The organism is Mesorhizobium sp. B2-4-13 (genome assembly GCF_006658535.1).
In the GTDB taxonomy this organism is placed as follows: domain Bacteria; phylum Pseudomonadota; class Alphaproteobacteria; order Rhizobiales; family Rhizobiaceae; genus Mesorhizobium; species Mesorhizobium australicum.
The window spans coordinates 221,666-235,491 of the sequence record NZ_VFVB01000002.1; the positions used below are offsets into that span (position 1 = coordinate 221,666).

General features: G+C 62.6%; 17 protein-coding genes. 6 read left to right on the forward strand and 11 right to left on the reverse strand.

The window, feature by feature from the left end; genetic code table 11:
• Nucleotides 1-26: 26 nt before the first annotated feature.
• Together FJ936_RS05230 and petA are read right to left on the reverse strand one after the other, a co-directional pair.
• Nucleotides 27-1,328 (reverse strand): cytochrome b N-terminal domain-containing protein, encoded by a 1,302-nt coding sequence (locus FJ936_RS05230; RefSeq protein ID WP_015316074.1) that lies wholly within the window; start codon nt 1,326-1,328, stop codon nt 27-29.
• A gap of 16 nt (nt 1,329-1,344) precedes the next feature.
• Nucleotides 1,345-1,905, reverse strand: coding sequence for a ubiquinol-cytochrome c reductase iron-sulfur subunit (petA, locus tag FJ936_RS05235; RefSeq protein WP_015316073.1), 561 nt, complete (start codon nt 1,903-1,905; stop codon nt 1,345-1,347).
• 315 nt (nt 1,906-2,220) lie between these two features.
• On the opposite strand from petA, the gene FJ936_RS05240 reads away from it, so the two are divergent.
• Nucleotides 2,221-2,565, forward strand: a complete 345-nt coding sequence (locus tag FJ936_RS05240; protein WP_140793085.1) for a cupin domain-containing protein — start codon at nt 2,221-2,223, stop codon at nt 2,563-2,565.
• Between the two features lie 16 nt (nt 2,566-2,581).
• On the opposite strand, the gene FJ936_RS05245 is transcribed toward FJ936_RS05240, so the two are convergent.
• From FJ936_RS05245 to FJ936_RS05265, 5 genes are read right to left on the reverse strand one after another with little or no spacing between them, the layout of a single operon-like run.
• Nucleotides 2,582-2,893: a DUF6665 family protein gene (locus tag FJ936_RS05245; RefSeq protein ID WP_140793087.1), complete on the reverse strand. Its 312-nt coding sequence runs from the start codon at nt 2,891-2,893 to the stop codon at nt 2,582-2,584.
• 1 nt (nt 2,894) lies between these two features.
• Nucleotides 2,895-3,374 (reverse strand): GNAT family N-acetyltransferase, encoded by a 480-nt coding sequence (locus FJ936_RS05250; protein ID WP_140793089.1) that lies wholly within the window; start codon nt 3,372-3,374, stop codon nt 2,895-2,897.
• 4 nt (nt 3,375-3,378) lie between these two features.
• On the reverse strand, nt 3,379-5,262 hold the full coding sequence (locus FJ936_RS05255) for an ABC transporter ATP-binding protein (RefSeq protein ID WP_141906202.1): 1,884 nt from the start codon (nt 5,260-5,262) through the stop codon (nt 3,379-3,381).
• 10 nt (nt 5,263-5,272) lie between these two features.
• The gene (locus tag FJ936_RS05260; protein ID WP_141906203.1) at nt 5,273-7,159 is read right to left on the reverse strand and encodes an ABC transporter ATP-binding protein; all 1,887 of its coding nucleotides are present in this window, start codon (nt 7,157-7,159) and stop codon (nt 5,273-5,275) included.
• A 28-nt stretch (nt 7,160-7,187) separates the two neighbouring features.
• The gene (locus FJ936_RS05265; protein WP_181763094.1) at nt 7,188-7,709 is read right to left on the reverse strand and encodes a hypothetical protein; all 522 of its coding nucleotides are present in this window, start codon (nt 7,707-7,709) and stop codon (nt 7,188-7,190) included.
• Between the two features lie 283 nt (nt 7,710-7,992).
• Here FJ936_RS05265 and FJ936_RS05270 point away from each other — a divergent pair, with 283 nt between their 5' ends.
• Together FJ936_RS05270 and soxR are read left to right on the forward strand one after the other, a co-directional pair.
• Entirely contained in the window at nt 7,993-8,451 is a 459-nt protein-coding gene (locus FJ936_RS05270) for a tRNA (cytidine(34)-2'-O)-methyltransferase (RefSeq protein ID WP_141906204.1), read from the forward strand.
• A 130-nt stretch (nt 8,452-8,581) separates the two neighbouring features.
• Complete coding sequence (soxR, locus tag FJ936_RS05275) at nt 8,582-9,028, forward strand: redox-sensitive transcriptional activator SoxR (protein WP_141906205.1); 447 nt, start codon at nt 8,582-8,584, stop codon at nt 9,026-9,028.
• Here the strand turns inward: soxR and FJ936_RS05280 are convergent.
• Nucleotides 9,025-9,282 carry a hypothetical protein gene (locus FJ936_RS05280; RefSeq protein ID WP_027030665.1) on the reverse strand — a complete coding sequence of 86 codons (258 nt, stop codon included), beginning with the start codon at nt 9,280-9,282 and terminating at the stop codon, nt 9,025-9,027. The genes soxR and FJ936_RS05280 overlap by 4 nt on opposite strands.
• A gap of 168 nt (nt 9,283-9,450) precedes the next feature.
• Between FJ936_RS05280 and hemF the strand changes: the two genes are divergently transcribed.
• From hemF to FJ936_RS05295, 3 genes are all read left to right on the forward strand, one after another.
• On the forward strand, nt 9,451-10,365 hold the full coding sequence (hemF, locus tag FJ936_RS05285; protein ID WP_015316063.1) for an oxygen-dependent coproporphyrinogen oxidase: 915 nt from the start codon (nt 9,451-9,453) through the stop codon (nt 10,363-10,365).
• Between the two features lie 296 nt (nt 10,366-10,661).
• Nucleotides 10,662-10,922, forward strand: a complete 261-nt coding sequence (locus FJ936_RS05290; RefSeq protein ID WP_015316062.1) for a DUF1344 domain-containing protein — start codon at nt 10,662-10,664, stop codon at nt 10,920-10,922.
• 187 nt (nt 10,923-11,109) lie between these two features.
• Nucleotides 11,110-11,295 (forward strand): DUF1059 domain-containing protein, encoded by a 186-nt coding sequence (locus FJ936_RS05295; protein WP_015316061.1) that lies wholly within the window; start codon nt 11,110-11,112, stop codon nt 11,293-11,295.
• Nucleotides 11,296-11,301: 6 nt separating this feature from the next.
• Here FJ936_RS05295 and FJ936_RS05300 read toward each other — a convergent pair whose 3' ends face one another.
• Genes FJ936_RS05300 through FJ936_RS05310 form a run of 3 tightly spaced genes read right to left on the reverse strand, consistent with a single transcriptional unit; the run spans nt 11,302 to nt 13,822 of the window.
• Nucleotides 11,302-12,564, reverse strand: a complete 1,263-nt coding sequence (locus FJ936_RS05300) for a CCA tRNA nucleotidyltransferase (RefSeq protein ID WP_141906206.1) — start codon at nt 12,562-12,564, stop codon at nt 11,302-11,304.
• Nucleotides 12,561-13,193 carry a CoA pyrophosphatase gene (locus FJ936_RS05305; protein WP_140665112.1) on the reverse strand — a complete coding sequence of 211 codons (633 nt, stop codon included), beginning with the start codon at nt 13,191-13,193 and terminating at the stop codon, nt 12,561-12,563. The genes FJ936_RS05300 and FJ936_RS05305 overlap by 4 nt, the downstream gene beginning before the upstream one ends.
• The gene (locus FJ936_RS05310; RefSeq protein ID WP_015316058.1) at nt 13,193-13,822 is read right to left on the reverse strand and encodes a DUF1285 domain-containing protein; all 630 of its coding nucleotides are present in this window, start codon (nt 13,820-13,822) and stop codon (nt 13,193-13,195) included. The genes FJ936_RS05305 and FJ936_RS05310 overlap by 1 nt, the downstream gene beginning before the upstream one ends.
• Nucleotides 13,823-13,826 lie beyond the last annotated feature (4 nt).

Below are 13,826 nucleotides of genomic sequence, written 5' to 3' on the forward strand. Positions count from 1 at the left end.
CCAAATCCCCTTAGATTCCCTACCGCTCAGCCCTTGGTCTCAGGTGCTGCCGTGGCGCCCGCCGGATGCCCGCTGCCACCCTTGTTCTTTTCGAGCACCGCCTCGGTGATCGAGTTCGGCAGCCTGCGGGGTGTCTCGATCAAGCCGAGCACCGGCAGCGCGATCAGGAAGAAGGCGAAGTAGAACAGCGTCGCCATCTGCGCCATGAACACATAGCTGCCTTCCGCCGGCTGCGAGCCAAGCCAGCCCAGCAGGATGGCATCGGCCACGAACAGCCAGAAAAACAGCTTGTACCAGGGCCGGTAGACCGCCGAGCGCACCTTGGAGGTGTCGAGCCACGGCACCAGGAACAGCATGACGATGGCGCCGAACATGCACAGCACGCCGCCGAGCTTGGAATTGATCGGCCCGATGTTGAACGTGATGGCGCGCAGGATTGCGTAGAACGGCAGGAAGTACCATTCCGGGACGATATGGGCCGGCGTCTTAAGCGGGTTGGCGACCGTGTAGTTGTCCGGATGGCCGAGATAGTTCGGCAGGTAGAAGACGAAGTAGGCGAAGACGAACAGGAACACGATCATGCCGAACGCGTCCTTGATGGTCGCGTAGGGCGTGAAGGCCACGGTATCTGTCTTCGACTTGACCTCGATGCCGGTCGGGTTCGACTGGCCGACGACATGCAGCGCCCAGACATGCAGCACGACGACGCCGGCAATCATGAAAGGCAGCAGGTAATGCAGGGCGAAGAAGCGGTTCAGCGTCGGATTGTCGACGGCGAAGCCGCCGAGCAGGAGCTGCTGGATCCAGTCGCCAACCAGAGGAATGGCGCTGAAGAAGCCGGTGATGACAGTGGCGCCCCAGAAGCTCATCTGCCCCCATGGCAGCACATAGCCCATGAAACCGGTCGCCATCATCAGGAGGTAGATGATGCAGCCGAGGATCCACAGCAGCTCGCGCGGCGCCTTGTAGGAGCCGTAATAGAGGCCGCGGAAGATGTGCAAATAGACGGCGATAAAGAAGAACGAGGCGCCGTTGGCGTGCATGTAGCGCAGCAGCCATCCGGAATTCACGTCGCGCATGATCTTTTCGACCGAACCGAAGGCGAGATTGGTGTCGGCCGTATAGTGCATGGCCAGCACGATGCCGGTCAGGATCTGCGCCACCAGCATGATCGCCAGGATGCCGCCGAAGGTCCACATATAGTTCAGGTTGCGCGGCACCGGGTAGGCGATGAAGCTGTCATAGACCATCCTGGGCAGCGGCATGCGGGCGTCGAACCAGCGTTCGATACCGGTCTTCGGCGTGTAGGTCGAGTGTCCCTCGCTCATCGAAATATCCCCTGCCTCAACCGATAAGGAGTTTGGTGTCGGAAACGAATTTGAATACCGGAATCGCCATGTTCTCCGGCGCCGGGCCTTTGCGGATGCGGCCGGCCGTGTCGTATTGCGAACCGTGGCACGGGCAGAACCAGCCGCCGAAATCGCCTTCCTGGCCGAGCGGGATGCAGCCCAGATGGGTGCAGACCTGAACCATCACCATCCAGGCTTCCTTGCCTGGCGTGGTGCGGTTGGCGTCGGTCGCCGGCGCATCGGACGGCAAATTGGCGTTGCGGGCAATCGGATCCTTGAGATCGGAGAGGCTGACGGCCTCGCCGTCCTTCATTTCCTTCTCGGTGCGGTTGCGCACCACGACCGGCTTGCCGCGCCACTTGACGATCAGCGAGCTGCCAGGCGTCAGCGAGGAGACATCGACCTCGACCGAAGCGAGCGCCAGCGTCGAGGCGTCGGGGCGCATCTGGTCGATGAACGGCCAGGCCACGGCACCGGCGCCGACCACGGCGGCCATGCCGGTGGCGACGTAGAGAAAATCTCGACGATTGGGATCGTGGATGTCGGTTGCGCTCACGGGTGCCTGATCCTTTCGCCTCTTCCGCGCCGGTGGCCGAGCCTTGTTCCCCGCTCAATCACGCCAACCCGACAGCGCATGGCGAACAGGCTAGCGAATTCCTCCGGCATTTGGACTTCGGTTTATGCGTGAAGCCCGTTTTTGTCCAGACGGGTGAAGGCACAAGGGCAGATTGTCGCGGGGACAAAATCCCCTCGTGTCCGGCGGGACGGCGAATGGCTGCAAAGGGCGGCTAAACAACCGGGAAATATCAGCAAAATCCAAGGCTCCGGCTTGCCTCGACACACGGCGCCGGTGTGATCTATCCTCCTTCGCATGGCGCACGTCATCGATCGCGAGCAATGGGCTGTTCGTTCCGACCACTGGAAGGGCGAACTGCAGTGCGGTGCCTACGGCTCAAACTCCTGCCTGATCTTCAATCACCTGCCCGACGTCGGCGGCGGCACGCGGCTGCACGCCCATCCCTATGCGGAGATCTTCATCATCCGCCAGGGAACCGGCCTCTTCACGGTCGGTGACCAGGAAATCGAGGCTTCGGCGGGGCAGATCCTGATCGTGCCGCCCAACACGCCGCACAAATTCACCAATCTCGGTCCCGGTCCGCTGGAAACGACCGACATTCACGAAAACGGCAGCTTCATCACCGAATGGCTGGAGTGATTCCTAAAAACTGATTTTACGCGGCGCCCAGCCTCACTAGAACCGCCTTGGGGATATTGTATTCGCGGATCACGGCGTCATGCTTGCGAAGGCCGCACAGTTCGCGCTGGATGAAATAGGCGTGAACGGCCACGGCAGCCTCCTTGAGCAGACGGGGGCGCAACCCATCGTCCCCGTTATCGCGCAACCGCGCCAAGGTTTCTTCGACGCGCTGGCCGGCCCGCCCGAGCGCCGCCGCCTTCTCTGCCAGGATTTCATGGCCAAGCGCGTCGAAGGCCGCGTCGGCGGCCGACGTGCCGGCAAGATGGGATGGCGGACGCAAGGACATTTCAGTTCCCTTTCCTGAACACCATGCGATGGGTGACGAATTCTTCACCCTCCACGGGCTGAAAACCAAGCCGTTCATAGAAAGCGAAGGCTTCTGGCGGCGCGCGGGTGTTCAACACGGTGAAATACTGGCGGGCTCGGTCGATCACGGTCTCGACCAGGGTTCGGCCAAGGCCGGCGCGGCGGTGACGCGCGCTGACGAACAGGTGGCGGACCCGGCCGTGGTCCCTGCCCTCGAAATATGGATCGATGTTCAGCCCGCAGACACCGGCGAGTTCGGCGCCATGCCAGGTTCCGAACAGCGCCTCCCCCCGCTTCAGGAACTTGTTGCGGCCGCTTGCCCAGCCATCGCCCAGACGCACCAGCATCCAGTAGCCTTCCAGCCGGCTCTCTTCCTTCAACGCGTCGAAAGCCGCCACGGTAGGCCGCAAACGCTTGAGCGTGTAGCCGATCTCCGGACTGAACTCTGGCGATCCACCCATGCACCTACTCCGCCGGCCGCGTCTCTTCCAGCACGCTTTCCTCGTGATAGAGGAACCCGCCGGACTGGCGCTTCCACAGCCGGGCATAAAGCCCGTCGAGCGCCACCAGTTCGTCATGTGTGCCTTGCTCGACGATGCGGCCGCCGTCGAGCACCACCAGGCGGTCAAGTGCCGCGATCGTCGACAGCCGGTGGGCAATCGCGATCACGGTCTTGTTCTCCATCAGCCGCGTCAGATTCTCCTGGATCGCCGCCTCGATGTCGGAATCGAGCGCCGACGTCGCCTCGTCGAGGATCAGGACCGGCGCGTCCTTGAGGAAGACGCGGGCGATCGCCACGCGCTGACGCTGACCGCCCGACAGTTTCACGCCGCGCTCGCCGACAAAGGCTTCGTAGCCCTGGCGGTCCCTGTTGTCGCGCAAAGTCAGGATGAATTCATGGGCCTCGGCTTTTTTCGCCGCCGCGACGACCTGCGCATCGGTTGCGTCGGGCATGCCGAGCTTGATGTTGTCACGCAGCGAACGGTGGAACAGGGCCGTATCCTGGCTGACGACGCCGATATTGGCGCGCAACGAATCCTGCGTTACACCAGAGACGTCCTGGCCATCGATGGTGATCTGGCCGCTTTCGAGATCGTAGAGGCGCAGGATAAGGTTCGCCAGCGTCGTCTTGCCGGCGCCCGAAGGCCCGACCAGCCCGACCTTCTCACCCGGCTTGACGATAAGGTTGATGCCGTTCAGCACCCCAAACCCCTTGCCGTAGTGGAACTCGACATTTTTTACGTCGATGCGCCCGCCCGCCACGACCAGTTCCCCGGCGTCCGGTGCATCGGTCAGGCCGAGCGGCTGCGAGATCAGCGCCTTGGAGTTCTCCAGCACGCCGAGATTCCGCAAGATGCCGTTCATCTGCATCATCAACCGGCCGAGCAGCATGTTGAGCCGCAGCACCAGGCTGAGCGTGAAGGCGACCGCCCCGACCGTGATCGAGCCCTCGACCCAGAGATAAACGGCAAAGCAGCCGATCGCCGTGATCATGATGCCCGACAGCGTCGTCAGCGCCATGCGCACGCCGGTCAAGCGGCGGGTGAAGGGCCGCAATGCGTCGAGATAGATGTCGAAGCCGTTCCTGATGTAGCGATCGTCGCCGTCGGCCGCGAACAGTTTCAGCGTCTGCACGTTGGAGTAGGAATCGACAATGCGGCCATTGATCATGGAGCCCGCCTCCGCCGTCGCTTCGGCGTGCTTGCGGATTGCCGGCAAATAGCGCTTCGCCAGAAAGCCGAAGGCGGTGATCCAGACCACCACGAGTGCCGCCAGCCTGAGGTCAAGCCCGGCGACCAGCGCCAGCGTCGTCACCGTATAGACGACCATGAACCAGACGACCTCGATGAAGCTTTCCATCAGGTCGCCCGTCGCCTGCCCGGCTTGCCAGACTTTCGTCGCGATGCGGCCGGCAAAATCGTTCTGGAAGAAGGCGTAGGACTGGCGCGAGACGTGCCGGTGCGCCTGCCAACGCACCAGATTGTAGAAGCCGGGCGTGATCGTCTGTTCGTCGACCAGCGCCGACAAGGCGACGACCACGGTGCGGATGATCAGCACCACCGCGACCATGAACACCAGTTCGGGGCCGGCGGCGGTCCACAGCGCGTGCCAGCTCCGTTCGCCGGGCAATTGGTCGAGAATATCGACCAGCCGTCCGACGAAATAGAACAGGCCGGCCTCGACCAGCGGCGCGATGCCGCCGATGACCAGCATCGCGAAGAAGGCGAACTTCGCTTGCCCGACATAGTGCCAGAGGAAGCCCGTGACGCTGGCCGGTGGTCGAAGATTCGCCGGCTCCCTGAACGGGTAGACCCAGTTTTCGAACCAGCGGTAGACGGCTGTCATCATGCGGGGGCCATCATTCTGCGGCTTGCCCCTTTGCTATTGCGTCATTGGCGGCTTCGACTGGGACGTCATCGAGCAGGAACCCACCCGACTGGCGCTGCCAGAGCTGCGCGTAGAGCCCGCCTCTGGCGACCAGTTCCTCGTGCGAGCCCTCCTCGATGACGCGACCCTGGTCCATCACGACGAGCCTGTCCATCGCCGCGATGGTTGACAGCCGGTGCGCGATAGCGATGACGGTCTTGCCTTGCATGAGCTTGTAGAGGTTCTCCTGGATGGCGGCTTCCGCCTCGGAATCGAGCGCCGACGTCGCCTCGTCAAGGATAAGTATGGGCGCGTCCTTCAACATAACGCGAGCAATGGCGATGCGTTGCCGCTGACCGCCGGACAGTTTGACGCCGCGGTCGCCCACATAGGCGTCGAACCCCTTGCGTCCATGATGATCCGAAAGTCCTGATATGAAATCGATCGCCTCGGCCCGCCGCGCCGCCTCGAGCAGCATCTCGTCGGTGGCGTCGGGCCGGCCGTAGAGGATGTTCTCGCGCACCGAACGATGCAGCAGCGAGGTGTCCTGCGTGACCATCCCGATCTGGGCGCGCAGCGAATCCTGTTTCACGCCGGCGATCTCCTGGCCGTCGATCAGGATCCGGCCGCTTTCCAGGTCGTAGAAGCGCAGGAGGAGATTGACCAGCGTCGACTTGCCGGCGCCCGAGCGGCCGACAATGCCGACCTTCTCGCCCGGCTTCACCGCCAGCGACAGGTTTTCGATGACGCCCTTCTGCTTGCCATAATGGAAGCGGATATCCTCGAAGCGGATATCGCCTTTGGAAACGATGATCTCCTTGGCATCGGGCCTGTCCTCGACTAGGCGCGGCAACGAAATCGAGGCAATGCCGTCCTGCACCGTGCCGATATTCTCGAACAGGCTCGACATTTCCCACATGATCCACTGCGACATGCCCCACATCCGGAGCACCAGGCCGATGACCACGGCGACCGCACCGATCGTCACCACTTGCCCCATCCACAGCCACAGCGAGATGGCGGTGACCGAGAACAGCAGCAGCGCGTTCAGTATGTAGAGCGAGCCGAACAGCAGTGTCACCAGCCGCATCGACCGGTAGACCGTGTCGAGGAAGCCCATCATGCCTTCCCTGGCGAAGGCGGCCTCGCGGCGTGAATGGGAAAACAGCTTGACCGTCTGGATGTTGGTGTAGCTGTCGACGACGCGGCCGGTCATGGTCGAGCGCGCATTGGCCTGCTCTTCGCCGACCTTGCCCAGTCGCGGGATGAAAAAGCGCAGCAGCAGCATGTAGCCGACCATCCAGACGCCGAGCGGCGCGGCCAGCCGCCAGTCGGCCGAACCCACGATCAACAGCATGCCGAGGAAATAGACGACGACGTAGTTCAGGACGTCGATCACCTTGATGACGCATTCGCGCACGGCAAGCGCGGTCTGCATGAGCTTGGTGGCGATGCGGCCGGCGAACTCGTCCTGGTAGAAGCTCATCGATTGCTTGAGCAGGTAGCGGTGCACCTGCCAGCGGATGCGCATCGGGTAATTGCCCATCAGCGTCTGCTGGTTGAGCAGGGAATGCAGCCAGACCGTGCCGGGCAGCGCAAACAGTACGATGAAGGCCATTCCGGCGAGCTTCCAGCCCTCCGTCTGCAGGAAGGTCTCGCGGTTCTGCCCCGACAGCCAGTCGACGATGCGGCCGAGGAAGCCGAACATCCACACTTCCGCGATGGCGATGGCCGCGACCAGCACCGCATCGACAAGAATATAGGGCCATGCCCCGCGCGTATAATGCAGGCAGAAGGCAACAAGCGTCTTGGGCGGCTCGACCGGTTCCGCGGCCGGGAACGGATCGAGCTTTCTTTCAAACCAGCTAAACAACAACATAGGTCACGCCTGTGAGATCTGTTTCCGCTTACGCGGCTTGGCGGCGTACGAAGTCCTCGGACCGCATGGAATCGAGGGCCGACGCTCCGGAATCATCCGGAGCGTCGGCCCTGCTTCGCGCTATATAGGGGTTCGCCGGCTTTTCGCCGACAGCCACCTTTGTCGATCCTGACGACATGGCGCCATCAGTCCGGTTTTTCGCGCCTGGCCGGATCAGCCGGATGATCCGGCGCACCAGGGACGGCCGGCTCGGATCGGGTACCGCGCGCGAGAAATCGACATCCGGCAGCATGCCGCGATGTGGACGCCGGCGTACTTCGGCATGAACCGCCGAAGAATAGGTGTCGCCGATCAACAGCGCCCAAGCCACCACCTTCGGGTGTTGCAGGCTCCTCGAGCCCGGTATTCTGTAGGGATCGAACATCGGTCCGTCCTCCGTGTTGAAATAGAGATAAAAAGGATGATCGACATCGTGCCGCGGGATCGGCGGCGGATCAGTCGGAACGCGTTGGGACGGGGCCATCGGCCCCTTCGGCAGCTTGAAAAACATCGCGGGATTCCTTCGAAGACCAGGGTATGGTTTCGGCGGAAATCGGTGCGGAAGTGTCTAAAAGATCAGGAGAAACGTCGTACCGAAACCGCCAGGGCGCAAATAAGCCCACAGGTGGGGCGCTGGATGTACATGGCCATCATGAATTACCCCTCCATCGGTTCGGGTTGACAATGCTGGTCGTATACCCGACTTCGAAAAAAATGGCCACCCGCAGGTCCAGGAATTTCCAAAACCAGGAAGCTGCTGTGGCCGATCTGCCACTTATTAGAAGGACGCGGAAGTGAACCCTGGTCTCCGCATCGCGCTCTACCAGCCTGACATTGCCGGCAATACCGGGACAATCCTGCGCTTCGCCGCTTGCCTCGGCCTCGGCGTCGACATCATCGAGCCGGCCGGCTTTCCGCTCTCCGACAAAGCGCTCAAGCGCGCCGGCATGGACTACCTTGAAATGGCTGCCCTGACCCGGCATGTCGACTGGGACGCCTTCGAGGAGTGGCGCAAGGCCCGCGCGGATCGCCTGGTGCTGCTGTCGACCAAGGCTACGACTACCTACACCGACTTCAGCTTCACCGACCGCGACATCCTCCTGTTCGGTCGCGAATCCGCGGGGGTGCCGGATCCAGTCCATCAGGCGGCGGATGCGCGGCTGACCATCCCGATGCAGCCCGGCGCGCGCAGCATCAACGTCGCCCTTTCCGTCGCCATGGTGGCGGGCGAAGCCGCCCGGCAACTCCGATAGGGGATCGCCGGCAGCGCCGTCAGCGGTGATTTTTGCCCAGGCGCACATCCGCCTTCTCCTTTGGTTTGCACAGTCAGGCTTTCTTGGCTACAAGCTCAACTTAACTTGAGGTCAAGCGGAAAGTGCGAAAATGGCGCCGGTAACGGAATTGACGGTCGGCCAGGTGGCCGCGCGCAACGGCGTGGCCGTGTCGGCACTGCATTTCTACGAGGCCCGCGGTCTGATCCGCAGCCATCGCACGGCAGGCAACCAGCGGCGCTACGGCCGTGACGTGCTGCGCCGGGTGGCCATCATCCGGATTGCCCAGGAGGTCGGCATCTCGCTCGCGGAAATCGGTGCCGCTCTTGAATCATTACCTGAAGGCCGCACGCCGACGCGCGAGGATTGGAATCTGCTTTCAACGGCTTGGCGCGATAGCCTCGACCAGAAAATCAGCCAGCTAAAGAAGTTGCGCGACGGCCTGACCGACTGCATAGGCTGCGGCTGCATGTCGATCGACAAATGCCCACTTCGCAATAAGGGGGATCGGCTGGCAAGGGAGGGAACGGGCGCGAGGCGCCTGCTGGTCGAGCGCTAATCCGCAACCGGCAGCCGCCTTATCGTGAACTCGATCAGATCGCCCGGGCGTTCGAACCAGCTTTCGATCTCGGTCCAGTAGGCCTGCTTGGGGAAGCGCTCGAACCATTCCTTGGCCTTGAGACGGGCGTCCGAGCGCGGCAGGACGAAGGTCTCGCGCAAAAAACCGTCGCGCGGCATGCGTGCGCGCTCTGCCCGGCTTTGATCGAGCCTTTTCTTCAGGCCATCCAGCGGCGGTCTTGCCGGGGTGCGCACGAAACAACTCCTTGCACCTGGCGCATGACCCCGAAATCGGAATCGGGTTTCGGAAAGGATCATGCGCGAAACCAAAGTGACTTGACCCTGTCCCTTAAGAGATTAGGGATCGCGCCCGGAAAAGACGAGTCTTTTGTCGACTCACCGCCCCGCAACCGGAGACGGCACTTGGAACGACCTGAAATACCGGCGGGGCTGCCTGCCGACATCGAAGAAAAGAAGATGAAGGCCCGGCTTTGGTTCGAGGCGCTGCGCGAGCGCATCTGCGGCGCTTTCGAGCAGATCGAGCAGGATCTCGGCGGGCCGCTGGCTTCGTGGTCACCGGGCCGTTTCGAAAAGACGCCCTGGGAGCGCGATCACGGCAAGGGCGGCGGCGGCACAATGTCGATGATGCACGGCCGCGTCTTCGAGAAGGTCGGCGTCCACACCTCGACGGTTTATGGCGAGTTCTCGCCCGAATTCAGGAAGCAGATGCCCGGCGCCGAGGAAGACCCGCGCTTCTGGGCATCGGGCATTTCACTGATCGCGCATCCCTGGAACCCCAACGTTCCGGCCGTGCATATGAACACCCGCATGGTGGTGACCTCGCGCCAGTGGTTCGGCGGCGGCGCCGATCTGACGCCGGTGCTCGACCGCCGCCGCACGCAGGACGATCCCGACACGATAGCCTTCCAGCGTGCCATGCAATTCGCTTGCGAGAAGAATGCCGCCGTCGCCGACTATCCGAAATTCAAGGCTTGGTGCGACGAGTACTTCTTCCTGCCGCACCGCAACGAGCCGCGCGGCACCGGCGGCATCTTCTTCGACTACCTGCATCCGGAAGAGGAGAAGGGCGGCTGGAATGCCAATTTCAACTTCGTCCAGGATGTCGGGCGCTCTTTTCTCGTGGTCTACGGTCACCTCGTGCGCGCCAACTTCAACGAGAACTGGACCGATGGCGACCGCGACGAACAGCTCGTTCGCCGCGGCCGCTATGTCGAATTCAACCTTCTTCACGATCGCGGCACCATCTTCGGGCTGAAGACCGGCGGCAATGTCGCCTCGATCCTGTCCAGCCTGCCGCCGGAGGTGCGCTGGCCATAAAAAATTGTGAGCGCGATGTGAGGCCGCATTGATGTCCCATTGTTCGAATCTGGGCGCGGAATGTGACGCAATGAATATCTTTTTCGTCTAATATCCATCTGAAAAAGCTGGGTTATTTATCGCATTCGGGTCGGGAAGCGCCGGTGGTTTGCCTGAGGGCAATTCCAGGAAAATGCGGTTTTCCCTTCGGAATTGCGTCGGAACAGGCGAACCACGACTCGACGCGACCGGACGGCCCGAAGACGATGCGGATCATCTTCGTCAAAGGATGGCCGCTTTCCCAGGAGTATATCAGCATGAGAAAGATCATTGTTTCCGCTGCCGCGGCTGCCTTTCTTGCTTCCGGTTCGGTGGCGTTCGCCGCCGTCAAGCACACCACCGGAACGGTCAAGAGCTTCGATGCGACGGCCAAGAGCCTGGTTCTCGACAATGGATCGTCTTTTACGCTTCCCCAAACCTTCAAGGATCCTGGCCTGAAGGTCGGCGAGAAGGTCAGAATTTCGTGGGACATGAGCGGCAAGGACAAAGTTGCCGAGGCAGTCAAGATCGTGAAGTGACGGCCTGCCCGCCGGGCTAGCGTAAGAGGGCGGAGCAGCGCTGCTCCGCCCTTTCACCGTTGACCGCAACCAATATCACACCATCTGTGTTATGGTTCTCACCCCCGCCCATGATCGGAAAAGTCGGATCATGAGCCAAAAAAGTACCGGAGCCTCGCAGGCTCCACGGAGGAAAAGGAGAAATCCGATGAAGGAATTTCACTGCGGGTCGCTGGTTCCCGGCTGTGAGTGGCATACTCGTGCCGGCGAGGAGGCCGAAGTGATGCGCCGTGCCGTCGAGCATATGCGTGAGACGCATGGCGAAACGACCATCCGCGAGACGATGATCGAGGCTATCCGCTCCCGAATTGAGAAGGTCCGCGACGCGGCCTGATCCTCGTCAGCCTTCAAGTGCCTCCGCGGCGCGCTTGATCAGTGCGTCGCGATCGGGCGTGAAACTCGCATCGATCCACTCCGCTTCCAGGTTCTTGAGGATTTCGCCGAGCTTCGGCCCTGGTGTTGCGCCGAGCGCGGTCAGATCGGCGCCTCGCAAGGGAAATTCGGGCTTTTTCCATTTGAGTGCAAAGGAAAGCAGGCGCGAAAAGCCGCCGGCTTCGAGCAGCGCTTCGTTGTCTTCGACGGCCCGCACCCGTGCCGCGGCAAGCGAAAGCCGCAGGCGGTCGACAAATCCTTGGCGGTCGCCGCGATAGAGCCTCTTCGCCAATTCGCCCTCGGTCGTCTTCGGTTCGACCGCGATTGCCATCGACCAATGGCGCAGGCGATCCGCTTCAGCGGTCGAGAATTTCAGCCGCTCCGCAAGCGTCTTCATGCGCGCCGCATCCGGCGGCACCATCGCCTCCAGCCGCAGCATCGGATCCACCGCCCAGCCCAGGTCCTTCTCGGCCCTGGTCAATCCGTGGATCGCATCGATGCCCCATTTCTCGCTTTCCGACAGCGCGGCGGTCAAGACACCGGCCTGCCGCATCCAGAGCAGCGCCCGCGAGGGATCGGGTGCGGACAAGAGCTTTTTCAGTTCGGACCAGATGCGCTCCGCCGAGAGTTGGGCGAGGCCTTCCTTCAACCGGGCGCAGGCCTTCAGCCCCTCGGCGTCGGGCCGGCCTTCGCCATACCAGGCGAAGAAGCGGAAGAAGCGCAGGATGCGCAGATAATCCTCACGGATGCGTGCCTCCGGGTCGCCGATGAAGCGCAGCCGGCGCGCCTCGATGTCGGCGATGCCGCCGACAAGGTCGACAACGCTGCCGTCGGCCTCCGCATAGAGCGCGTTGATGGTGAAGTCGCGCCGCTCGGCGTCGAGCTTCCAGTCGCGCCCGAACGACACCTTGGCGCGACGGCCATCGGTCTCGACATCGGCGCGCAAGGTGGTGATTTCATAAGGTTTACCATCGGCGACCACCGTGATGGTGCCATGCTCGATACCGGTCGGCACCGCTTTGAAACCTTCCGCCTCGGCGCGGCGAATGGTTTCCCGCGGCAGGCAAGAGGTCGCTATGTCGATGTCGGTGACAGGCTGGCCCATCAGCACGTTGCGAACGGCGCCGCCGGCGATGCGCGCCTCTTCACCGCCTTCGGTGAGCGCGCCAAGCAGGCGCTGCAGATGCTTGTCGAAGAGCCAGTCCGCCCTGCCCGCGATCGAAACACTCACGCATAGAGCCTTTCATACAGTGTGCGGATGATCCCGGCGGTGACACCCCAGATGCGCCGGTCGCCATAGGGCATGTCGTAGAAGAACCATTCGAGATCGTTCCAGATGCGGCTGTCGCGCTTGTGGTTGGCCGCATTCATCAGGAAGCGCAGCGGCACTTCGAAGGCGGCGTCGACCTCATCCGCGTTCAGGGTCAGCTGGAAATGTGGCCGCACGATGCCTAGCACCGGCGCGATGCGGTAGCCGCTGCCGGCGACGTAATCGGGCATCCGGCCGATGATCTCGATGCGATCCTGGCCAAGGCCGATCTCCTCGAAGGTCTCGCGCAGCGCCGCCGCTTCCGGGCTTGCGTCGGTCGCATCGATCGTGCCGCCCGGGAAAGCCACTTGCCCGGAATGATTGCGGAGTTTTTCGGCCCGTTTGGTCAGCAGAACCGTCGCCTCGCCGTCATGGTCGACCACCGGGATCAGCACCGCGGCGTTGCGCAGCGGCTTGCCAGGGTTGAGGCGTGGATGGCCGGGATTGAAGCGGTGATCGCCATAGTCGCCGCCGGCATGCGCCTCCGGCTGCGCGGCAAAGCGCGCGCGAAAATCCGCCGACGAAAACGGCGCCGGCGATACCTGGTCCATCATGCGCTCAACCGCTTCAACTGATCGGCCGGCATGATCGGAAACACGGCGTTCTTGGAGCGCACTGAAAACATCGTCCTGCCGTCGATTTCGATCTCCTCGCCATGCCCGACCAGTTCGTACATGACCGGCCGCGCCACAAGCGCCTCCAGCCTGCCGCGCACCAGCAGATACGGCTTCAAACCGCCGGTCCCGTTCTCGTCGACGAAGCGCAGCGGCCGCTCCGGTCCGGCCTCGATCACGTCGCCGACATTGGTGCGGAAGGTGATGACCTGATCCTCGCCTTCGCCCGAAACATCCATCTCGACGGCGACGAAAGGCGCATCGGCGACGCGGATGCCGACTTTTTCCACCGGCGTCACCAGATAGGTCCTGCCGTCGGCGTCCTTGCGCAGCACGGAGGAGAAAAGCTGCACCAGCGGCATGCGGCCGATCGGCGTGCCCAGGTAGAACCAGGTGCCGTCGGCCTTGATTTCCATGTCGAGATCGCCACAAAAGTCGGGATTCCAGCGCTCGACCGGCGCCGCGCCCTTGCCTGCGCGGGCCGCGCGCGAGATCAGCGCCTCGAGGCCCCGAGCCTCGGTGGCCTGCGTAAGGCTTTGTTGGCGATGTTCGTGGTGTTCGCTCATCGTC